Source organism: Sulfurimonas sp. (assembly GCF_050296975.1).
In the GTDB taxonomy this organism is placed as follows: Bacteria; Campylobacterota; Campylobacteria; order Campylobacterales; family Sulfurimonadaceae; genus Sulfurimonas.
Genome location: NZ_JBNKRX010000001.1, coordinates 1 through 21,943 on the forward strand (window position 1 = coordinate 1; position 21,943 = coordinate 21,943).

Below are 21,943 nucleotides of genomic sequence, written 5' to 3' on the forward strand. Positions count from 1 at the left end.
GTTGGTATCTTCACTCTTGTTGGTACTGTTATCGTTTACTATATCGCTTCTGCAATCACTGGCGGTGGTAGAGTTGATGAAGAAACTGAACAACTTGGTCTTGATGAAGCTGTTCATGGTGAAAAAGTTTTAAACGTATAAGGTGGAAATGATGAAAAAGATAGAAGCAATCATAAAACCATATAAGTTAGATGAAACAAAAGATGCATTGGCTGACATTGGTATAGAGGGGATGACTGTATCTGAGATTCAAGGTTATGGTCGTGAAAAAGGGCACACGGAACTTTACCGTGGTGCTGAATATGAAACAGATTTTGTACCACATACTCTTGTGGAGTTAGTGGTAAAAGATGACTTAGTTACAGAAGTAACAAAAGTTATTAAAGATATCAACAACACTGGTAAAATCGGTGATGGTAAAATCTTTGTAAGTACTATAGTAAATATAGTGAGAATTCGTACAGGCGAATCTGGCGAAGACGCTATTTAGTCCCCTTATATTCCCACTTTTGTGGGGATATCCCCTCTGAGTATTGCTAGAGTTTTTAGAGGTGCCCTAAAATCATTTGGAATACTATTTGAATATCTTTGAAAAGAGGATACTATCATGAATAAACCATTACAAACAAACCCAATAAAACTTTCACAACCTATGGGAGCGCTATTATGTTTTTTAGGTATAAAAAACTGTATGCCACTAATGCACGGTGCACAAGGATGTGCTTCATTTTCTAAGGTGTTTTTTACAAGACATTTTAGTGATCCTATAGCTATACAAACTACTGCTGTAAATGATATTACAGCTGTTATTGATGGTGGAGAGTATTCGATCTCAGAAGCTATAAAAAACATTACAAAAAAAGTAACACCTGATCTTGTAGGTCTTTTTACAACTGGTATGACAGAGACAAAAGGGGATGACATCAAAGGTGCTGCTAAACTTTTAGAAGATGTGCAGCTTATGTGTTATGTACATACTCCAGATTTTGAGGGTGGTTTAGAGAGTGGTTTTGCAAAATCAGTTGAAGCAATCGTAGACCAACTTGTAGAAGAAAAAGAGAGTATCGATACTAATAAAGCAGTAGTGATTCCAAATGTAAACTTAACACCGATCGAGATTGAAAAGATCAAAGATGAGATTGCAAAGTTTGGTTTTGAAGTATATGCTCTGCCTGATTTGAGTGATTCACTTGATGGACATTTAGGACTTAAACAAGGTGCACTAAGTAGTGGAGGGATTAGTGTTGAAGATATTAAAAAACTAGGTGATGCAAGTGTAGTTATCTCTATAGGAGCTTCTGTAAATAAAGCAGGAACACTATTGAAAGCAAAAAATGAAAAAATGACTCATATGCACTTTGATACTGTAAGTGGATTACTTGCAACAGATGCTTTTTATAAAGCACTTATGGAGTTTAAATCGATTTCAAAACCAACACCAAGTGTAGTGCGTTGGAGAAAAAGATTACAAGATGCACTTTTAGATACCCATTTTGCAATAGGTGGTACAAAAGTGGTTATAGCACTCGAAGCAGATCAATCACTCAGTGTTGCTACAACTATTTTAGAAGCTGGAGCAGACATAAAAGCTATAGTAGTTCCAACAAAAACTACACTTTTAGATCATTTAGGTTGTGAAGTGATAGTAGGCGATTTTGAAGATGTAGAGGCAAAACTCCAAGATGCTGATTTGCTCATTACAAATTTTCATGGTGAACGTATAGCTCATAAACACCATAAAGTACTTCTTTTACGTGGTTTTCCAAACTATGAAACAGTTGGAAATCAGCTTATAAATGACACTCTTTATGAGGGAAGTTGTTATCTTCTTTTTAGCATAGCTAACCTTATTAATTCATCTAAACACCATTAAAAAAGCTAAAAAAATCTCTAAGGAACATTTTCTGTATATACTAAAGTACAGATATAGAAAACGGAGATTACTATGGCTTCAACAATTAAAGTAACATCTAAAGATGGTGCAATTGGTACAATAAGAGTTGCTTTTGCAACGAATGACAATGAAAATATCGACGCTCACTTTGGGAGTGCAAAACAGTTTAATGTTTATGATATTTCAAGTGAAGGTTTCGATATCACGACTATTATTAAAATCGATGACAAAGATACAGACAAAACTGTAGCATTATTAGATGGTTGTGATATTGTTTATTTTGTAAATATTGGACCAACAGCTGCTGCGAAAATCATCAACTCTGGAATCTTTCCTATTAAATACAAAGAGGTGGTTGGAATTGATGAAGAGCTAAAAAAACTTGTAGCCATGTTAAATACAAATCCACCTCCATTTATTAAAAAAATTATTGAAAAAAAGGCAGCATAATGGAAAATTTATTTATAAAAACTTTGATAGGACAAGTGCGTGCACTTGATCAGTTCGGTACTTGGGCAAATCGTGAAGATGAAGAGATATTAAAAGAAAAATATGTAAAAACAAAAGAAGAATTAAAAAACATCCCTGTTATTGCGGACATTGATGAGATGCAGATTCAAGATATCCGTTTGATTTATCAATCAGTAGCACTTGCTTTTGAGAAAGAAACTGGTATCATGTGTTCAGTGGTAATGGAGATGAGCCACGAGGGCTTTGGTCGTGCAGTTGTAATCGCCGATAAGATTGTAATTGTAAACAAGTTTTTTAAAGATGCACACCGTTTTTCTTTCCGTACATACGAGCAATTATGTGAAGATGGTGAAAAAATGGTGCAAGATGCTATAAAAATATACAACGAATATAAAAAATAGGAGAAAATAAATGGCAAAATATGGAATATTTGTAGGTACTGCTGGTGGAACAAGTATGAAGGTAGCTGACGCTTTAGCGGATGAGTTTGAGATAGACGAAGATGATATTATCAACATGGAAGAGGACTTTGATGATATTGAAGAACAACTTCTAGCTTACGACGTACTTTTTTTAGGGAGTTCTACATGGGGGCAAGGTGATTTGCATTTCTCATGGGTTGATCCAATTTTAGAGATAGAAGATGAAGAGATCGATTTTAGTGGAAAAACAGTTGCCTTTTTTGGTGCAGGAGACTGTAAAAAACATGGTGAACACTTCTGTTCAGCTTTAGGAAAACTTCACGCTACATTTACAGGTGCTGGTGCAAAAGCTATAGGTTTTATACCAAAAGATGACTATGATTATGAATTTTCTCTCGCTGAAATCGATGGAAAATTTTGTGGTCTAGGAATCGATGAGCACAATGAGAGTGGAAAAACTGAAGAAAGGATAGAGAAGTGGGTTCGCTTATTAAAATCAGAACTAGGAGAATAAAATGTATCTGGTTACAGCGGTAGTTAATAAAGCAAATCTAAAAAATATTCTTGAAGACCTTTTTGCAAATAACTTTGAAGGAATCACTGTTAGTGATGTTATTGGAAAAGGAACTTTTGGTTTAAAAGAAGCTGATAATGGAATAACTGACCTTGTAGATAAAGTAAAACTAGAGATGGTTGTTTCAACAGAGGCAAATAGAGAACGTGCTATGGAGTGTGTGCGCAGCAATGCACACGATTTAGGACGAGGTGCAGGAAAAATGTGGTGGATTAATGTTGGTGGTGTTGAGCGTATTAGAACTGGCGAACGAGACAGAGATGCTTTAACTACACAAGTTGATAAAAAAATTGCCAATGTTGCAGAGATAGTTACAACACAAATTGATACACCATGTAGTTGAAAGGAATAGATTATGAATACTATTGAAAAGTCATTGGATGAGTTCTATGAACTAACTGATGCGGAAGATTATTTTGATTTTTTCGATTTAGAATATGATGCAAGACTAGTAAATGTTAAGCGTTTTCACATTTTAAAAGAGTATGGAACTTTGATCAAAACTGGGATGGATAATCTTAGTGATGATGAGGAGCGCCTTTTAGATTTTCTAAAATATTCACTTTTAAAAGTTTATGGTGAATTTGTTAACGGTTATGCTCCAAGTGCAGCTGACGTTTGGGATATGTTTAAAGATGGAAAACTAAGTGGCTGTATGAGTTGTACACCGCAACCAGGAAATAGTTGTGGCTGCTAATCATACTTTCGACCCAGATGTAAAGTTGTATGACAGTGTTACCGCTGATAGATCAGGGCGTGATGCTGATGAACCAAAGTATCGCATAGGACAAAAAGTTCAACTGGTTGAAGATATTGTAAATGACGGTACATATCCACATGCAAAAATCGGTACCTTAATGATGCCCAAGGGGAGTGTTGGTTATATCAAGACAATGGGGGATTTTCTTCAAGTGATCCGTGTCTATGAAGTGCATTTTTTTGGTAGCAATATGGAAGTGGAGATAGTTGGCTGTCGTGAGCATGAGCTTGAATCTTTAGAAGATGATTATGTTGATGAAGAGACTTTAGATCGTATAGCATTTGAAGAACATCGTGCAAAAATGGCTAAATTGAGAGAAAAAAAATAGTTGAATAAGGAGAAGAAAAATGGCAAAAGTGATTTTCATTGGGTTCGATGCAGAAAAAGACGGTCTGTATCATGCAGCTAAAGGTGAACCGATTGTAAGATTGGCTAAAGATAATGGTATCCCTATTAACTTTGAGTGTCAAGATGGTGACTGTGCTAGTTGTCTTATCAAATATGAAAATATTGAAGATGAAGAGCCTACGAACTATATCGAAGATAAAGAACTAGGAAAACTAATTGAACTTGGTGTTTTAAAAGCTAAAGATGCTGAACATTGTCAACAATTTACTATTAGCCCTAAAGTTAGATTAGCTTGTCAAACACTCGTTAAGGGTGATGTGATTATTAAACCATTTTTACAATAAGGAGAGAAAATGACAACAAGAGTTGAGATCGTAAACGATTTTTTAGCAATTAACGTGAAAGAAGGTAGTACTATTCAAGATATCGTAGAGGCTAGTGGTAGTGCACTTCCTTTTGGATGTCGTGATGGTGAGTGTGGAACTTGTATCGTTGAAGTTGAATCTGGAATGGAATTCCTTACAGATAAAACAGATAAAGAAGTAAAAGTTCTTAAAGAGATTTGTTCAGGTACTTGTACACCTAATTCACGTCTTTCTTGTCAAATGAAAATAGCTAAGCCAAACGGTTTAGTAAGATTAAAATACTAAGCTATTGCGTAAAACTTACGCAATAAAAATGCTCAAACCATCTTTGGTTTGAGTACAATGAGAAATGTCAAACATGTCAACTTCACTAGGGCTACAAGCCAAACAAAAACAATCGTTACAATTGTCACTAAGACTTTGGTTACCATTGTTACAAGCACCTTTGCAAGATTTAGAAGCTGTATTTAAAGAACATAGTTTTGACAACCCATTTTTAGAGTATAACTCATCTTTTGAATCGAATTACTCAAGTAGTGGTTTAATTGAAGAGATCAATGTTTATAAAGAGTCTTTTTATGAAAAAGTTTCAAATCAAATAGACGCACCACTCTTTCCTACACCAAATTCACAATCAGTTGCTATGGAGATACTTGATAATGTAGATAGTGATGGATATTTTGATGGTGATATAGAAGATATAGCTATAAAGTGTAACACTACCAAAGAGTTTGTAGAGAGTATAAGAGGGCGTTTTGCCTACTTAGACCCTTGTGGTGTAGCTGCAAAAGATATGGTGGAGTGTTTTGAGTTTCAACTCTCACAGTTAAGTATCGATAATGAACTCAGTCAATTGATCGAAAAGATGATCAAAAATTTAAAAAGTATAGATAAATATCACAAACACCATAGATTTGAAGAAGCAACGTCTGCTATTAAGAAGTTCAAATCACCTCCAGCGATAGACTATCAAGAAGATAATGAGTATATAGTTCCCGATTTTTTTGTAGAAGTTGGGGAAGATATATCTGTAAAAATAAACCATAGTTACTATCCAGATATTGTCATCACAGACCCATTTAAAAGTAAAAATGATGAGCTCAAGCATAAACTTAAAGAGGCGCGTGATCTAGTGAACCTACTAGAACTTAGAAAATCCACACTCTATAAACTTGTGCTTATAATTGTTGAACGGCAAATGGGATTTTTCATTGGGAGTGAGTTAAAACCTATGACGATGGCGCAAGTGGCAGAAGAGATCGGGTTTGAAGAATCTACAATCTCACGCGCAGTTTCAAACAAGTATATCAAATGCGATCGAGGGATATTTTCACTCAAATCATTTTTCACAAATGCAGTTTCAAAAAATCTTTCATCATCTGAAGTGAAACATTTCATAGAAAATCTAGTTGAAAATGAAGATCATGAAGAACCGCTAACAGATCAAGACTTAGTAGAAAAAGTGATGCAGCGCTATAACATGAATATGGTAAGAAGAACTATCACAAAATATAGAAAACAACTCGATATACCTTCATCTAAAGAGCGTAAGAAAATTTATAAAGTTAGAGATTAAAGATAAAGGAAACAAGATGGCTGAAGAGATAGTTTATTATTGTCAAGAGTGTGATGAAAAGATCACTATAGAACAACTTGCATCATTAGATGCAGGAAAATGTCCAAAGTGCGGTTCAATTGAAGGTTTTTCAACATTTCCAAAAGATAGTACAAATGGTTTTAAAGATGATGCTGTGATATTAAACGAAGCGATTTTTTTAGAAGATTAGTATTTAAAAGTAAATACTTTTAGTATTGACATAAGAAAATAATTATATTATACTAATAGTATTTAAAAATAAATACTAGGAGGTCATACCATGACTTCACCATTTCCTTATGACAAGATATCTGATGAAAAACACTTTTTTGGTCGAGAAAAAGAGATCAAAGAGTTAGAAAAAACTGTAAAATTTTCTAACAATATGCTTATCCATTCAAAACGTAGAATGGGAAAAAGCTCTTTGATAAACTACTTTTTCCAAACACATCAAAAAGAGTATATGTGTATCTATGTGGATATATTTGATATAACATCAAAAGAGGACTTTGCATATGCACTTCTTAAAGCTTTGTCTAATGCACAAGACTTGGATATAAAATCAGCTATAAAAACACTCACATCACTATTTAAAAGAGTTCGAGTTGAGCCTACCATCGATACAAAAACTTTGAAGTATAGTTTAAAACCAGTTGTAGCTACACTTAGTTTTGAGCAGATGATGGAGGATTTTTTCAGCTCTTTAAATGAACTTGCACAAAAGAAACAAATCATCTTAGCGATTGATGAGTTTCAACAGATCGCTACTATCAAAGATGTGAAACTTGATGCGTATTTGCGAACTTATGTCCAAAATAGAGAAAATATCTCTTATATATTTTTAGGTTCAAAACGCCATCTTCTAACTTCTCTTTTTTCATATCAAGCACCACTTTACGAGTTAGCTAACCATTTTGAACTGCAGCCTTTAAATGTTGAAGATATCTTCAACTATGTAAAAGAGTATATAGCGATTTCTAAAGAGGTTGTTGCATACATCTATGAACTTGCAAATGGGGAAACAAAACTTATCCAAAACATCTTACATCTTTTGTATATTTATAAGATAAAAGAGATAGATAATGATGCAGTAGATCAAGTTGTAGAAGAGATCATCAACTCAAAAGATGCAAGTTTTAGACTTATCTACGATACGTTAAACAATAACCAAAAAACAGCACTTAAAATCGTAGGCAAATACAAAAATGGCTTTTTCAATGCTGAAGTTTTAAAAGAGTTCAATATCAAAAAGCAAACCTTACAATCTTCAATAAAAACACTCTTTTCAAACGAGATGATCGACAAAGATGGGGATAATTACTTCATCCCCGATAGAACTTTAGAATTGTGGGTGGAGAGGCTTTAGAATATATCTACTGCCCCATATCCACCTGTTAAAATCTCTGGGTTTTGTATGCCAAAAACTTTATATACTGTTGCTGCTATGGAGAGGGGTTCAAACCACTCTGTATTTGTTGCTGGTTTGAGATACATTCTGTTAATTGCTCCAACATCATCTAAAACTGTTTCCCCTACGACACCTCTGTGGTTAAAGTAGCCTTTACCGCCAAAGAGATAAAAATTTTGTAGATTTCCATGATCCCATCCAAAAGCAGAGTTGAGGTTGACATTACGTCCAAATTCTCCAAATACTAAGATAGATATCTCATCTTTTTTATTGATTGCTTCAAGATGAGCCATTGCTGATTTTATAGTTGTAAAGAGTGATTCACATCGAGTGACATAGTTTCGTGCATCATTATGGTCATCCCAGCCACCAAGACCAGATGTTCCAAGTGTTATGATTTTTGTATCACTATTTGTTGCCATAACATTTATAGCTGCTTCTAGTTTATCTGCAAAGTTATTATTTGTTGGATATGCATCGTCACCCAAATCTGGTGTAGTTGTATCGGCGATAGTATCTATAAAGTCACTTAACTCTGTTCTTTTATTGAAGTTATTTATGATTTTTTCATTTGTATTATTTTTTTGAGCTAAAGTGTTCATCGTTGCATCGAGTGCTGGATCAAATCCTGTTTCACTGTTGTTATAACCACTTGTTTGTCTTTCTTGGTAAGTATAATAAAGCCAGTTTCTTATACTATTTCTTTTATATGGATTATCTAAATTTTCATCAAGCCCTACAGCTCTTAAATAGCTGTCTAATTTAAGCGAACCTGTCGCGTAAAATTTTGACTCTCCCTCTAAAGTTACAAATGGCATGATGGTATCTTCACCTATCATCTCTTGGTTTTGGAGAATTGCAGCTATATTGGAAACAATACCAGCATTAGTATCATCAAATGAACCATATTGGTTTTGTGCTGTACATTCTCCATGTGCTTTATTGCCTGCATCTTCACGAACTTGGGAGTAACATGTTCTAAAGATCGTAGCATCACCAGCACTTACCATCTCTTCTAATGGTGTACCACCTGCTTCTTGCCAAAAGTTGTTTGTTGTAGCTGTAATTCCACGAAAATAGTTGTCATAATCACTTTGTGAATTTGCTCTGATATCATCCATATTTGAAATATTTGCACACAATTGACTTGCACCACCATATAAAAAGACCATAATGACTTGTGCATTATTGCTAGTGTAATCATCTTGTGAAAATTCTATTGAAGATAGGTCTAACACTGCACTTTGAGCAGTAGTTGGAAGTGTTAAAACTGCTGAAGCTGCAACAGATAACTTGATAAATTCTCTTCTAGTCATTAGTTTACTCCTTTAAAAATATATACATTATCAAGTCTTGAAAGATAATCTAAAACGACAATAGCTATATTTCTTTTATTGTTTTCTCTTGTGTCTTGTGAAGCAAAAATGTCAAATTGAGAGTAAAAATAAGTTTGCGTATCATTTTCTTTGAGATATGTAAAATGGTTGATAAACATTGCTAATTCTTCGCTATTTGCTTCTCTATTTATCATTGTTAAGAACAGATAGTTGATAAAACTGCTTACACTTTCAACTTCATCTGTATAGTCGTAAGTGAAGTTTTCATTATCTAAAAAGCTTTGATCCCAGCCTTGACGATCCCAAGCTGTATAGTCATCGATCGAGTTAGGATTTGAACGTCTTAAAAAAACTTCTTCACGGATAAACTTATGAAAAAAAGCAAATGAAAGAGTATCAAGAGGTACACGAGTAAGTTTTCCAAGTTTGTATTTCATAGTTGCTTGGTTCATATTTTCAAGCCAATCTTGAAAGTAATGCATTGAATTAGTTCTTAATTTATAATCCATTTTTTTTGCAAGTGAATAAAATAACTCTTCAGCACTTTTTGCACGAGTGGTATTTAAAAGATACTCTTTTGAAAATACAATTTGTTTGAGGATATCTTGCCATGTTTTTGGATTGCTTTGCACAAGAGATGAAATGATACTAGCTTTTTTTGTATCTGTTGCATCAGGGAAAAAGAAGTCAACTAATCTTGAAATAACACCACGTCGAAAAGCACTAGATTTTGCTAGTTCTCTATAAAAATCATCTCCATTATAAATGGTAGTTCCAAAAAGTTGCAGTGGTGTAGTATTTTCATTCAGACCAATAACTAAAGTATCATAATCACGATCTAAACTCCAGTTTTGAAGTGCTTTAGCTGCTATAGGTACATGAGAGTCTTCTTGGTCAAGTGTATAGATTTCAAGCATTTCACGACCATTATCCTCAGGACTTCTAAAACGTCTCCAATTATCATCACTTATCATGTGTGTATATGTAACAAAAGCCATAGTCGCTTCATCATCTAAAAGAGTTACGAGTCTGTTGTAAACTCTTGCAATATTTTCTGCATGGCTAGAGTCAAGTTCATACGCTGGAGAAAACATAATCGTTTGCGTGAGAATGTAAGCACTCCAGTTGTTAAAAAAGTATCTATCTAGCTTATCCATCGCATAAAAACGTGCCAAAATTGTAACTGCTTCTTGTTCACCAGAGGTTGATATATAATAATGATCTTCATTTAATATTTCAGATTCAAGAGCACTTCGATCAATTAGGTCTTTTTGTAAGTTTGTTTGAATAGAACTAATAAAATCATTTGCATCAAAATGTTGCTCAAGTTCCTCTTTTGTCATACCAAAAAAGAGTGTTGCGAGCAGTTTATCACTTACTCTATACTTTTCTTCCAATGAAAGAGCATCAAACTCTTGTTGTGTAAGTGCTTTTAAACTATAAGAACCTACGGACATATCTTTTGAGTAAAAGAGTAACCCTTCATACTCTATAGAGTATTTTGAATCCGTAGCAGTATTCGAACCTGAGTCACTGCTTGATGATCCACATCCTAAAAACGCAATTGAGATAATAAATAAAAATACAATATTTCTCAAAACCCCTCCTTTTTATAATTCAACCTTATGAAAATATTAAGTTTTGGTATTATAGCTATTTAAAATGAATAAATAAAGTTTATTGTTTTTTTATGTGTCTATATTGTTGTTTTAACTCTTTTTTAAGTTTTAGTATATAATACAGATTAAGTAGGATAATTGTTTTTAGAGAGTTGAGTTTAGAAAATAAAGGTTATAGAAAGATTGCAGGAAGAACTGCTATAATGGCAGTAGTAGGAGGGACTGTGAGTGAGCTAACAGGTGGGAAGTTTGCAAATGGTGCTATTACTGGGGCTTTTATTCAGTTGTTTAATGTAGAAGGTGGAGCTTTAAAAGTGGCAAGTTATGTTGGAAAAGTATGGAGTTCTATAAATACTGCTATAGGTCTTGCTTATGGTGGAGTAGGTTACATTGCGGGTTTGATGATGCGGACAAATCCATCTATTAAATTTGGTCATAATGCTATAGAGTTTATGAATAATCCTTTTGGTGGCAATGGAGCAATTACTTTTGGAAATACAATTACTTATGGCCCAGATGTTAAGCCAAGTGACGGAACTCTACATGGTATTGGAACTATGGGTAATCATGAAATGCAACATACATATCAAGGTGAAATTCTTGGACCACTTTATATTCCTGCAAATATAGTTTCTATGGCTACTGGATTAATCATGGATGGTCATGTGCATGGAAATCATGCATTTATGGAAGTTGGACCAATGAATGGAAGAGTATTTTAGTTATGTTTGAGGAAGTGTCATAAATGAAAAAAAAACTTTTACTATTAATGACTTTAAGTATAATTATTATTGGATGTGATACAGTACATGGCGTTATAAGGTACTCTACAGTGAATACTGTAAAATTACCAGTAAAATGTATTATTGATTCATTAGAAGTTATTAAAGGTATCTCTAATATAAAATACCAAACAGAAGAAGGTTCTCAGAGGTTAACTTTCAATGGTATAGAACAACCTGAAATTATTGACAGATTTTCTTATACTTATGATGGTTTATACGGAAATTTCTATTTTATTACTAATGAAGAAGGTGTAATTGAATTTCGACATACCTATATTGGTATTAATTATAATCCTCCTGAAATTGGTAAAATGAAACAAATAATGCTTAAAATTGAAAATTCAGTAAGTCAACGCTGTGAAATAGATGTATCTACAAATATAATTGAAGATATAAAATAAAATATAGCTCGTCCCCATGCTATGCATGGGGATGCATATAAATGAAACTACAAAAAAACTTCATAAATCGCATATATACACTCCTATGCTAAAGTATTAAAGCAAGAATAGAGCTGAGGGTTAAAGTTTATTTAGGACTTGTACACGTTTGGCTTTGACAAGTTGAGATGCTTACAGATGTGCAGATGTCTTTATGAAAAAGTTCATTGATTTTCTCTATACTAAAACCACAGAGTTTATGTTCACCTACTATTAAAAGAGGTCTTTTTATGAGTATAGGGGTTTCTAACATTAACTCTACCAGTTGCTCTTTAGTCAGGTTTTTTGGTTCTATCTCTTTGCTTTTGATTTGAGGTGCAAAAGGGTTGTAGATATCCTCTTTGGCAACATTTTCAAAAAACTCTTCTAGGAACTCTTTTGTCCAAGGGTATGACAAAATATCTTCGGTTTTGTAGTGGATGTTATACAGGTCTAAAAGCGTTTTTTGTTTTGCGTTACCTGCACATCCAGGTTTTTCAAAAAAAGTAACTTCCATTATCCTTCTTGCTCCCAAGGTGCAGCAACGCCTACTACTTTAAACACAGGGTTGTTTACTGCTGCACATACATCTTTGGCTAAGTTTTCTAAACCACCGTATGCACCGTAACTTACTTTTTTCTCTTGGTTAACATCAACAAAAGCTACTTTTTTCTTGATCGCTGTATATAAACTACGTCCACCTGCGAGTAAGATGTCAACATTATGCTCATCTATGAGTTTGCCTTGTTCTTGAGCAGGAGCTTTCATAAGGATGTTGACATACTGTTTTGCCATATCTATATCTTCTAATGTTGCTTTTCTAACGCTTGTTGCGATTACATCTATACCTATATCTTGAAGTGCAGATGCGATTGACCAAGATTTATTCCCACCTGTGTTTAAGATCGCTTTTTTGTTTTGTAAAATTGTTCTGTATGGGATCAAGCTTTGTTCAAGTTTTGCTTCTTCATATGCTATTACTTTTTCAGCACGAAGAGTTAACTCTTCATCTCCAAAAGCGTTTACGATGGAGCGAATAGCATTTGTAGTGTCACGTTTTCCATAAAAAGATACAGAGATATAAGGGATGTTGTAACGCTCTTGCATCTTACGAGTAAGTGTTACTAAAGATTTTGCACAAACAATTACGTTAAGTTTTGCAGTGTGTGCAGTTTGTATATCTTCTATACGTCCATCTCCAGCTAAAGTAGATACTACTTTGATTCCAATACGTTCAAGTATAGGTATATATTGCCACATATCTCCAGTTACATTGTACTCACCTATGAGGTTGATACCAAATGGATGAATCTCTTTAGGTTCACGAGTACCTATGAGTTGGTTTAAAACAGCTTCCCCACCTAAACGGCTTCCAAGATTTTTGCTCCCAACAAACCCTGGAGCATGAACAACTACAACAGGCAGAGCATGTTTTTCCTGCATACGTTTACAAACATTGTCCATATCATCACCGATCATAGCAGTTACACATGTTTCATAGACAAAGATTGCTTTTGGAGATTTATGTGCAACTATCCATTCGATCGAGTCTTCAAGCTTTTGATCGCCTCCAAATATAACATCATTTGTTGTTACATCTGTGTAGTAACCCGTTACAGTATTGTCCTCACCTTCATAACTTGTAAGTGTAGCTCTAGTTTCCCATGATGCCCCTTGACAAGTTGCAGGTGCATGAACAAGGTGTACAGCATCAGCATAAGGAAAAAGTGCGATTTGTGCCCCCTCAAAAGCACATCCACCACTTGTTGCTCCTGGTTTTGGTTTATCACACGAGCTCTTTTTTTTCTCATTGTGAGTACAAGCTGACTCACTTAAAAGTTCACGAATAAGTTTTCTATTGACCATATCAAACTCCTAAATTCTATTATACGTAAGTATACATATAGTATTCCACTGGGTTCTAGGGAACATTATCTGCATATACTATATAAAATTGCACAGGAGAAACGAAATGTTAGCAATTCCTTTAGATAATGAATTTGATGCAAATATATCAGAGTTATTTGGACAAGCTCCATATTTTGGAATTCTTAATTTTAATGATGGTGAATTAAGTGTTGTAAAAAATGAAGTGATGGGTGAAGGTCCAAAAAGTGCGGCATTTTTACGTTCATATGGCGTGAGTTCTGCTATTTATTATCACATGGGTGAGGGTGTGTACAAATCATTTGTGGAGAATGATATGGACGTTTATACAACTGAACATATGAAGATGTCTTTAGATGAGATTCATGAAAAGTTTTTGAAAAAGCAGTTGAGTAAAGTAGATAGTACTAACTATAAAGAGAAACTCGATCCAGGTAATGGTGGCGTTTGTCAATGTGGATGTGAGGATTAAAGTATGGAAACAGAGTTCAAAGATAGATATATCACTTTTAAAAATATAGACTGCTACGAAAATGCAGCGTTAGTTTTAGAAGCTATGGAAGAACTCTTTTACCATGCACCTGAATCTTATAATGACTTTTGGAAACGTTTTATGAATACAATTCCAAAAAATTATAAAGAGGAATTTGTTAAAGGGGAACACAAAGATACTTTGTATCAAGTGTGTTCAAATGTATTTTACATTTTTGATCTTTTTGAAGAGTATGACTTTGAAAAAGGTGTAAAAATGATGGATCAATGTGAACTGGAGTGCTGTTAAAATGGAAAAATCTCTTGAGTATTACTTAGGTTTAGATTATCCTTTAGAGTGTTTTGCTGGTGAACATGAGGTGGGCGATGCTTATCTTGCTGAGTTTATTGACTTTGATGTAAAAGCAGCAAGTGAAGATTATAATGAAGCTATAGAGTTAGCAAATGAGTATTTAAAAGCTCATATAATAAGAGAATATAATGCGGGAAGGAAACTTCCAAATCCTAACGAGGGGAGAAGATTTATGAAACATAGAGAAGCACTTAGTGCATATAAAGCAAAAGATTATGAGAGGGCTGTGGCATTGTGGGAAGAGGAGATCAAACACAAAAATGATCAAGCGATGACAAATTTGGGACTCATGTATCTAAAAGGTGAGGGTGTAGCAAAAGACTTTACTAAAGCTAGAGAATATTTTGAGATGGCAAGTGAGTTTGATAATGATTCAGCTAACTACAACTTAGCGTTAATGTACCAAACAAAACTTGGTGTTGAAGAGGATTTAGATAAAACTATTGATTACTTTAGACGTGCAGTAAAAAAAGATCATCAAGGTGCAAACTTTAGACTTGGACTTATGCTTTTAAAAGATAGAACAGACCTTGCACAAGTTAAAGAGGGATTTAACTGTATGTTAAGTGCTGCAAAAACAAATCACCCTATGGCATTAGCGCAAATGGGTGGAGTAGATAAAATGCCAAATACTTCATGTCAACCCAATCTAGCATTTAGAAACTCTCCAAAAGAGAAACAACTTGAGTTAGTGATGGATGCATTACAGAGATATATTCGCCCAATTTTAGTAAAAGATGGTGGAGATATTACTCTTATCGACTATATCAATGAACCAGAGATTGAGGTGCGTTTAGCATATCAAGGGAACTGTGCAGGTTGTTCTATGGCTTCAACAACAACATATGAAATCATTATGAATACACTTTCACAAGTGATTGATGAAAACATCAAGGTGTATGTCATATAAGTTTACATTAAAGATAATTATAGATATAATCTTCCAGTAGTAGGACATTTTATTTTTAATAGTCCTAAAGAGGGGGGAATTGGTTTTATGTCTAAGTTATTTAAAAAATTAATCTTAGTAGCTTTTTTTATAACGATTTTTGGAAGTTTATTAGAAGCCCATAATATCGATATAAAAATTGGTGTATTAGCAAAACGCGGTACAGATAAAACAATACAACGTTGGAAACCTGTTAGTGATTATCTAAGTACGAGAATGAAAGGGTACCATATACTTCTTGTACCTTTGTCTTTTGATCAAATTGATGATGCTGTAGAAAATAAAAAAGTTGATTTCATTTTGACGAACTCTAGCGTGTATGTAGTCCTAGAGATGAAGTATGGTGTAAGTCAAATAGCTACACTTTATAACCGTGTGAATGATGATATTATTCTTGATAAATTTGGTGGAGTAATTTTTACTCGTGCAGATAGAGTTGATATCAATAGCCTTAATGATATTGTTGGAAGAGATTTTGCAGCAGTAGATAAAACATCATTTGGCGGTTGGCAAATGGCTTGGCTAGAGTTTAAACACGCAGGGATAGACCCTCAAAAAGATTTTGCATCTTTAAATTTTATAAAAACACATGATGGTGTTGTCAAGGCTGTACTTGAAGGTCGCGCTGATGCTGGTACTGTTAGAACTGATACACTAGAAAAAATGGTAAACGAAGGAAAGCTTAATCTTCAAGACATTAAAGTTATAAATTCAAAACAATATCCAAATTTTCCACTTTTAGTCAGTACACAACTTTATCCAGAATGGCCAATGGCAGTTGTTCCTGGGGCATCTAAAGAGGTCGCAAAAGAGTTAACACGAGAGCTTTTTGATATGAATAAAGAGTGTGAATGCGCACTGCAATCTGGTATAGGTGGATGGAGTGTACCAGGGGATTATAAACTTGTTCTTGATACACTTAAAGAACTCAATGTATCTCCGTTTGAAAAAAGAAGTTTCTCAATAAAAGATGTTATTAAAAAATATCGTATGTACATTATTGTAATAACGATTTTTGTATTATTACTCATTATACGATATATCTACGTTTCAAGAATTAAAACAATGACAGAAAAACTCAATGCATCGTTAGAAACAAAAGTACAACAAAGAACACAAGAACTTAATCATCTCAATCAAACACTCGAACAAAGAGTTCAAGACGAGGTCGATAAAAATAGACAAAAAGATAAAGAGATACTGGTACAATCAAGACACGCTGCAATGGGTGAAGTGATACAAATGTTAGCACACCAATGGCGTCAACCAATTACTGGAATTGGGATGGAAGTAAATAATCTTTTAGTTGATTTAGAGTTAGGTGAGAGTGATACTGAAAAATCAATAGCAACATTAGAGAGTGTTTCAAAAGAGATAGAGAAACTTTCTCATATCATCAATGATTTTAGTTCTCGTTTTAAAGATGATACAAAACAAGAGAATGTGCATTCAGAAAATGTAATGAATGAAGTTTTAAAAGTTCTGCAAACTACACTTGAAGAGCATAAGATTAGTGTTACAACTACCTATCGCAATAAAAGTGAAATATATCTGTGCTCAAGACAGCTTTTTCAAGTTTATTTAAATATCTTAAATAATGCTGTTGAGATATTGATTGAGCGTTCTATAGAAAATGGCAACATAACAATATCTATAGAAGAAGATAATGAATTTGTAATAACTAAAATCTGTGATAATGGTGGTGGTATCGATAAAGAGGATATTGAGCGAATCTTTGAACCATATTTTAGTACTAAAAAAGAAAAAAATGAAAAAGGACTTGGCTTATATATATCTAAAACAATTGTTGAACAGCATCTTAAAGGAAAAATTAGTATAACTACCCAAGATGAAGAAACTTGTTTTGTGCTACAAATTAAAAAACTGACTGATTTAGAGAGTGGGGAATAACTCTTGCATTAGTTGGAGCAGTTAACTAAAAGGATAGATTGTGAAAATTGCGTTTGCTTCAAAAGATGGATTGAGTATAAATGAACACTTTGGTTGGTGTGAAACTTTTTATCTTTATGAGATTGATGAAAATAGTGCTACTTTAATTAAAGAGATCGACTCATCAAAAAAGTATGAAGCGGAAGTAGATAAGTTAGAGTACAAAATTGATTGTGTGAGTGAAGCTGATATCATCTATGTAACTCAAATAGGTCCAAAAGCTGCAAATATGGTTAAGATTGCAGGAATTTATCCTATGAAAGCAGCTAAAGAGGATGAAAAGATTGAAGATGTAATAAATACATTGCAAAAAATGATGGGTGAAAATGCCCCATTATGGCTTAAAAGGATACTTTTAAAAGTAGTAAATTAAAAGGAACACTTTATGTATTACTTTTTTTATGAAACAGGCAATAGAAGTAACAAAAGAGCTTTATTATATCGGTGTTAGTGATGAAGATATCAGAACATTTGATATCATTATGAAAACTGCCAACGGTACTACATATAATGCCTACCTCTTAAAAACTGATGAGGGTGTAATTATCTTTGATACAGTTAAAGAGGAGTTTGCTGATGAGTTCTTTGAAAAGATAGAGTCAGTATGTTCTTATGATGATATAAAATATATCATTATGCATCATTTAGAGCCTGATCATAGCGGTGCACTTCCTGAGTTAACACGTCGTGTACCACACGCAAAAATATTTATCTCTCCTATGGCACAACCGATGTTAAAGTCAATTGCTAAAACAGAAGATATGGAGTTTGAAACAGTTTGGACCAAAAAACAACTTTCTCTTGGTGGAAAAACTATTACGTTTTTAAGCACACCAAATTTGCATTGGCCAGAAACTATGAGTTCGTATTTAGAAGAGGATAAAGTTCTTTTTAGTGGGGATGTTTTTGGATCACACTATTATGATAGTCGTTTATTTGATGATCTTGTAGGGGATTTTGAGTATGCATTTAAATACTACTACGATCATATTATGCGCCCATTTAAAAGTGATGTTGTAAAAGCGCTTTCCCTTTATGATAAATATGAAGTTGAAACAATTTGTAATTTACATGGTCCAATTATGAGAACAAATCCACAAAGATATATAGAACGTTATCGTGAGTGGAGTACAAAAACAGATCGCCTTCACGGGAAAAAAATTATCTCTATTTTCTATGTAACAAGTTATAAAAATACAAAAGAGATGGCACAAAGTATTTATGATGGTATTGAGCTAGATGATAGTTTGATCGCAAATATTTATGACCTTACATCTCTCGATGAGCAAAATATGCTCTCTATTTTAGAAGAGAGTACAGGTATTTTAATTGGTGCACCAACTATTAATGGTGATGCTCCAAAACCAGTGTGGGATTTGCTAAGTTGTATGATGCTTTTAGAAAAAAGAGGAAAATTTGGCGGTTGTTTTGGATCGTATGGATGGAGTGGTGAAGCTGTAGATATGATACACCACCGTTTAGGTGCACTCAATTTTCGTATCCCTTTGCAACCAATGAAGGTAAAATTGATACCAACAGAGGAAGAATTACTCGCATGTCACGACTATGGAACAGAATTTGGAAAGATAGTTAATGGAAAAATGATGGAGATGACATTATGACAGCATATATGACAACAAATGAAGTATTAGAAGCAAAAGTAAAAGTATTGTTAGAGTTTTTTTCAAAAGATGATTATTCAAAAATGGTAATTGCTCCAAAAATTGCTAGAGCATCATTAGAGATGAATCATCTATATCAAGATCTTGGGTTTGCAAGTCGTGTAGAGATGGGAAGATATATGCAACAATATTTTCCAAAGTTAGCGCAATTAAAACCGCAAGATACTCTATGGAAAAAATATATGTATGATCTTGTTAATGAAACAGCACCAGCATGTGCAGAGTGTGACGATCAAGATACATGCTTTAAGTGTCAAATTTAATACAAAGGAATAAGTTTATGCAAGCATATTTAGATAATAATGCAACTACAAAAGTTGATGAGAAAGTTTTTGAAGAGATGAAACCATTTTTCTGTGAGTTATATGGAAATCCAAATTCACTTCACAGTGTAGGTTCTGCTACACATCCAAAAATAGCTGAAGCGTTTGATTATCTTTATGAAGGTATCAATGCAGATGATGAGGATGATATTATCATCACTGCAAATGCAACGGAAGCGAATAACTGGGTGATTAAAAGTGCCTGGCTTGATTATATACTGGATGGTGAAAAAAAGCATATCATCACAAGTGAAGTTGAACACCCTGCAATAACAGCAGCGTGTAACTTTTTAGAGAAAAAAGGTGTAGATGTAACATACTTAGCTGTAAATGAGCAAGGTGTACTTGAAGCTGATGCAGTTGCAGATGCGATCCGTGAGGATACTGCACTAGTTTCAATCATGTGGGCAAACAATGAAACAGGAAAACTTTTTCCTATAAAAGAGATCGGTGCGATCTGTAAGGCAAAAGGTGTACTTTTTCACTCAGATGCAACTCAAGCGATTGGAAAAGTAGTAGTTGATGTTCAAGATGCAAATGTAGATATGATAAGTTTTTCAGCACATAAATTTCACGGTCCAAAAGGTGTAGGTGGACTTTATATCAAAAAAGGTGTAAAACTAAGTCCTTATATGCATGGTGGTGAGCAAATGGATGGTAGACGTGCTGGAACACTTGATGTTGCTTCAATAGTTGGTATGGGTAAAGCGATGCAATTAGCAACAAATACAATGGCGTTAGCTTATGAGCAAAACCATGTTGGGATGTTACGCGACAAACTTGAACGTGCGATTTTAAAACTTCCTGACACAATTGTAATAGGGGATACTGAAAACCGTACACCAAATACAACACTTATCTCGATCAAAGGTGTTGAGGGTGAAGCGATGCTTTGGGATTTAAACAAAAATGGGATTTCAGCTTCAACTGGGAGTGCATGTGCGAGTGAAGATTTAGAAGCAAATCCTGTGATGAATGCATTTGGAAGTGATAGCGAACTAGCACATACGGGAATCCGTTTTTCACTTAGTCGTTTTAATACAGAAGAGCAGATAGATTATGCAATTGAGAAGATTAAAGAGGCAGTTGAGAGACTTAGAAGTATCTCAAGCTCATACGCATATACACCAAAAAATCACGTAAGCGGATTAGAACACAATTAAAGGAGAATAAAGTTATGGCAAAAGCAAGTTTAGTAAGTGGATCAATTTGGGATGAGTACAGCGATATTGTTGTAGATAGAATGAACAATCCACAACATCAAGGACATATTACAGAGGAAGAAGCTGAGGCTATGAATGCAACTTTAATTGTTGCAGATTTTGGAGCTGAGAGTTGTGGAGATGCAGTAAGACTTTATTGGGCAGTTGAAAAAGATACTGACAAAATTGTAGGAAGCAAATTTAAAAGTTTTGGATGTGGTACTGCTATTGCGAGTTCTGATATTATGACAGAATTATGTATGGGAAAAACTGTTGATGAAGCAGTAAAAATTACAAACATCGATGTTGAAAAAGCGATGCGTGATACTCCTGATGTTCCTGCAGTTCCACCACAAAAAATGCACTGTTCAGTTATGGCTTACGATGTTATCAAAAAAGCAGCGGCTACTTATAAAGGAGTTGACGCTGAGAGTTTTGAGGAAGAGTTCATCATTTGTGAATGTGCTCGTGTAACTCAAGATACACTTGTGGATGTTATTAAGATCAATGATCTAAAAACTATTGAAGATATTGTTGATTTTACAAAAGCTGGTGGATTTTGTAAATCTTGTATCGAACCAGGTGGACATGAAGCAAAAGATGTTTACTTAGTAGATATCTTAAAACAAACACGTGAAGAGATGGAACGTGAGCGTTTAACTGCAATGGCAAATGCACCAAAAGAAGATAAAGATGATTTTGCTTCTATGAGTATGGTACAAAGAACACGTGCAGTTGATGCAGTGATTGAAGAGTATGTTCGCCCTATGCTTATAATGGATGGTGGAGATATGGAACTTGTAGATATCAAAGATGAAAATGACAATATTGATATCTATATCAAATACCTTGGAGCTTGTTCAACATGTTCAACAGGAAGTACAGGTACATTATATGCGATTGAGAGTACGTTAAAACAAAACCTTGATGACAGAATCAGAGTAATCACACTTTAAGGGAGATCAGATGAGCTATATACCTTATGTAATCGAAAAAACAGGTCGAGGCGAGAGAAGTTACGATATCTATTCAAGATTATTAAAAGATAGAATAGTAATGCTAAGTGGAGAAGTAAACGACGCAGTAGCTTCAACAATAGTAGCACAA

General features: G+C 34.1%; 29 protein-coding genes and 1 pseudogene. 26 read left to right on the forward strand and 4 right to left on the reverse strand.

Going from position 1 to position 21,943, the window contains the following annotated elements; translation table 11 throughout:
- From ACQY56_RS00005 to ACQY56_RS00070, 14 genes and pseudogenes are all read left to right on the forward strand, one after another.
- Window positions 1-141: pseudogene (locus ACQY56_RS00005) on the forward strand (ammonium transporter); the annotation flags it as partial.
- A gap of 10 nt (window positions 142-151) precedes the next feature.
- Window positions 152-490: a P-II family nitrogen regulator gene (locus ACQY56_RS00010; protein ID WP_428738185.1), complete on the forward strand. Its 339-nt coding sequence runs from the start codon at window positions 152-154 to the stop codon at window positions 488-490.
- A 117-nt stretch (window positions 491-607) separates the two neighbouring features.
- The gene (gene nifN, locus ACQY56_RS00015; protein WP_428738186.1) at window positions 608-1,873 is read left to right on the forward strand and encodes a nitrogenase iron-molybdenum cofactor biosynthesis protein NifN; all 1,266 of its coding nucleotides are present in this window, start codon (window positions 608-610) and stop codon (window positions 1,871-1,873) included.
- Window positions 1,874-1,945: 72 nt separating this feature from the next.
- On the forward strand, window positions 1,946-2,344 hold the full coding sequence (gene nifX / locus ACQY56_RS00020; RefSeq protein WP_428738187.1) for a nitrogen fixation protein NifX: 399 nt from the start codon (window positions 1,946-1,948) through the stop codon (window positions 2,342-2,344).
- A complete protein-coding gene (locus ACQY56_RS00025) occupies window positions 2,344-2,766 on the forward strand; it encodes a NifX-associated nitrogen fixation protein (protein ID WP_428738188.1) in 423 nt (140 codons plus the stop codon). Before nifX ends, ACQY56_RS00025 begins: the two co-directional genes overlap by 1 nt.
- A 10-nt stretch (window positions 2,767-2,776) precedes the next feature.
- Entirely contained in the window at window positions 2,777-3,301 is a 525-nt protein-coding gene (locus ACQY56_RS00030; RefSeq protein WP_428738189.1) for a flavodoxin domain-containing protein, read from the forward strand.
- Between the two features lies 1 nt (window position 3,302).
- On the forward strand, window positions 3,303-3,704 hold the full coding sequence (locus tag ACQY56_RS00035; RefSeq protein ID WP_428738190.1) for a P-II family nitrogen regulator: 402 nt from the start codon (window positions 3,303-3,305) through the stop codon (window positions 3,702-3,704).
- 12 nt (window positions 3,705-3,716) lie between these two features.
- Window positions 3,717-4,058 (forward strand): nitrogenase-stabilizing/protective protein NifW, encoded by a 342-nt coding sequence (locus tag ACQY56_RS00040; protein WP_428738191.1) that lies wholly within the window; start codon window positions 3,717-3,719, stop codon window positions 4,056-4,058.
- Window positions 4,048-4,449, forward strand: a complete 402-nt coding sequence (locus ACQY56_RS00045; RefSeq protein WP_428738192.1) for a nitrogen fixation protein NifZ — start codon at window positions 4,048-4,050, stop codon at window positions 4,447-4,449. The genes ACQY56_RS00040 and ACQY56_RS00045 overlap by 11 nt, the downstream gene beginning before the upstream one ends.
- A 19-nt stretch (window positions 4,450-4,468) precedes the next feature.
- Complete coding sequence (locus ACQY56_RS00050; protein WP_428738193.1) at window positions 4,469-4,813, forward strand: 2Fe-2S iron-sulfur cluster-binding protein; 345 nt, start codon at window positions 4,469-4,471, stop codon at window positions 4,811-4,813.
- A 9-nt stretch (window positions 4,814-4,822) separates the two neighbouring features.
- The gene (locus ACQY56_RS00055; protein ID WP_428738194.1) at window positions 4,823-5,119 is read left to right on the forward strand and encodes a 2Fe-2S iron-sulfur cluster-binding protein; all 297 of its coding nucleotides are present in this window, start codon (window positions 4,823-4,825) and stop codon (window positions 5,117-5,119) included.
- Between the two features lie 73 nt (window positions 5,120-5,192).
- Window positions 5,193-6,410: an RNA polymerase factor sigma-54 gene (gene rpoN / locus ACQY56_RS00060; RefSeq protein ID WP_428738195.1), complete on the forward strand. Its 1,218-nt coding sequence runs from the start codon at window positions 5,193-5,195 to the stop codon at window positions 6,408-6,410.
- A 16-nt stretch (window positions 6,411-6,426) separates the two neighbouring features.
- Entirely contained in the window at window positions 6,427-6,621 is a 195-nt protein-coding gene (locus ACQY56_RS00065) for a hypothetical protein (protein WP_428738196.1), read from the forward strand.
- A gap of 90 nt (window positions 6,622-6,711) precedes the next feature.
- Window positions 6,712-7,797 carry an AAA family ATPase gene (locus ACQY56_RS00070; RefSeq protein ID WP_428738197.1) on the forward strand — a complete coding sequence of 362 codons (1,086 nt, stop codon included), beginning with the start codon at window positions 6,712-6,714 and terminating at the stop codon, window positions 7,795-7,797.
- Here ACQY56_RS00070 and ACQY56_RS00075 read toward each other — a convergent pair.
- Both ACQY56_RS00075 and ACQY56_RS00080 read right to left on the reverse strand, forming a co-directional pair.
- Window positions 7,794-9,155 (reverse strand): DUF1501 domain-containing protein, encoded by a 1,362-nt coding sequence (locus ACQY56_RS00075; protein ID WP_428738198.1) that lies wholly within the window; start codon window positions 9,153-9,155, stop codon window positions 7,794-7,796. The genes ACQY56_RS00070 and ACQY56_RS00075 overlap by 4 nt on opposite strands.
- Window positions 9,155-10,774 (reverse strand): hypothetical protein, encoded by a 1,620-nt coding sequence (locus ACQY56_RS00080; protein WP_428738199.1) that lies wholly within the window; start codon window positions 10,772-10,774, stop codon window positions 9,155-9,157. Before ACQY56_RS00080 ends, ACQY56_RS00075 begins: the two co-directional genes overlap by 1 nt.
- A gap of 173 nt (window positions 10,775-10,947) precedes the next feature.
- Between ACQY56_RS00080 and ACQY56_RS00085 the strand changes: the two genes are divergently transcribed.
- The gene (locus ACQY56_RS00085) at window positions 10,948-11,517 is read left to right on the forward strand and encodes a hypothetical protein (protein WP_428738200.1); all 570 of its coding nucleotides are present in this window, start codon (window positions 10,948-10,950) and stop codon (window positions 11,515-11,517) included.
- Between the two features lie 23 nt (window positions 11,518-11,540).
- Window positions 11,541-11,981, forward strand: coding sequence for a hypothetical protein (locus ACQY56_RS00090; protein ID WP_428738201.1), 441 nt, complete (start codon window positions 11,541-11,543; stop codon window positions 11,979-11,981).
- A gap of 127 nt (window positions 11,982-12,108) precedes the next feature.
- Here the strand turns inward: ACQY56_RS00090 and ACQY56_RS00095 are convergent, their stop codons facing one another.
- Both ACQY56_RS00095 and ACQY56_RS00100 read right to left on the reverse strand, forming a co-directional pair.
- Window positions 12,109-12,516 (reverse strand): ArsC/Spx/MgsR family protein, encoded by a 408-nt coding sequence (locus ACQY56_RS00095; RefSeq protein WP_428738202.1) that lies wholly within the window; start codon window positions 12,514-12,516, stop codon window positions 12,109-12,111.
- A complete protein-coding gene (locus ACQY56_RS00100) occupies window positions 12,516-13,865 on the reverse strand; it encodes a nitrogenase component 1 (RefSeq protein WP_428738203.1) in 1,350 nt (449 codons plus the stop codon). Before ACQY56_RS00100 ends, ACQY56_RS00095 begins: the two co-directional genes overlap by 1 nt.
- Before the next feature lie 106 nt (window positions 13,866-13,971).
- On the opposite strand from ACQY56_RS00100, the gene ACQY56_RS00105 reads away from it, so the two are divergent.
- The 10 genes from ACQY56_RS00105 to ACQY56_RS00150 all read left to right on the forward strand — a co-directional run.
- Complete coding sequence (locus ACQY56_RS00105; RefSeq protein WP_428738204.1) at window positions 13,972-14,358, forward strand: NifB/NifX family molybdenum-iron cluster-binding protein; 387 nt, start codon at window positions 13,972-13,974, stop codon at window positions 14,356-14,358.
- Between the two features lie 3 nt (window positions 14,359-14,361).
- Window positions 14,362-14,667: a N(2)-fixation sustaining protein CowN gene (cowN, locus tag ACQY56_RS00110; protein ID WP_428738205.1), complete on the forward strand. Its 306-nt coding sequence runs from the start codon at window positions 14,362-14,364 to the stop codon at window positions 14,665-14,667.
- A gap of 1 nt (window position 14,668) precedes the next feature.
- Window positions 14,669-15,640, forward strand: a complete 972-nt coding sequence (locus tag ACQY56_RS00115; RefSeq protein WP_428738206.1) for a NifU family protein — start codon at window positions 14,669-14,671, stop codon at window positions 15,638-15,640.
- Window positions 15,641-15,727: 87 nt separating this feature from the next.
- Complete coding sequence (locus ACQY56_RS00120; RefSeq protein ID WP_428738207.1) at window positions 15,728-17,590, forward strand: sensor histidine kinase; 1,863 nt, start codon at window positions 15,728-15,730, stop codon at window positions 17,588-17,590.
- A gap of 40 nt (window positions 17,591-17,630) precedes the next feature.
- Window positions 17,631-18,002 carry a NifB/NifX family molybdenum-iron cluster-binding protein gene (locus tag ACQY56_RS00125; RefSeq protein ID WP_428738208.1) on the forward strand — a complete coding sequence of 124 codons (372 nt, stop codon included), beginning with the start codon at window positions 17,631-17,633 and terminating at the stop codon, window positions 18,000-18,002.
- 28 nt (window positions 18,003-18,030) lie between these two features.
- Entirely contained in the window at window positions 18,031-19,251 is a 1,221-nt protein-coding gene (locus ACQY56_RS00130) for an FprA family A-type flavoprotein (protein ID WP_428738209.1), read from the forward strand.
- Complete coding sequence (locus ACQY56_RS00135; RefSeq protein ID WP_428738210.1) at window positions 19,248-19,574, forward strand: nitrogen fixation protein NifQ; 327 nt, start codon at window positions 19,248-19,250, stop codon at window positions 19,572-19,574. Before ACQY56_RS00130 ends, ACQY56_RS00135 begins: the two co-directional genes overlap by 4 nt.
- 17 nt (window positions 19,575-19,591) lie before the next feature.
- The gene (locus ACQY56_RS00140; protein ID WP_428738211.1) at window positions 19,592-20,797 is read left to right on the forward strand and encodes a NifS family cysteine desulfurase; all 1,206 of its coding nucleotides are present in this window, start codon (window positions 19,592-19,594) and stop codon (window positions 20,795-20,797) included.
- Between the two features lie 14 nt (window positions 20,798-20,811).
- The gene (locus tag ACQY56_RS00145) at window positions 20,812-21,792 is read left to right on the forward strand and encodes an iron-sulfur cluster assembly scaffold protein (protein WP_428738212.1); all 981 of its coding nucleotides are present in this window, start codon (window positions 20,812-20,814) and stop codon (window positions 21,790-21,792) included.
- 10 nt (window positions 21,793-21,802) lie between these two features.
- Window positions 21,803-21,943 (forward strand): ATP-dependent Clp protease proteolytic subunit (locus tag ACQY56_RS00150; protein ID WP_428743696.1); only part of this gene is annotated, 141 nt, incomplete at its 3' end.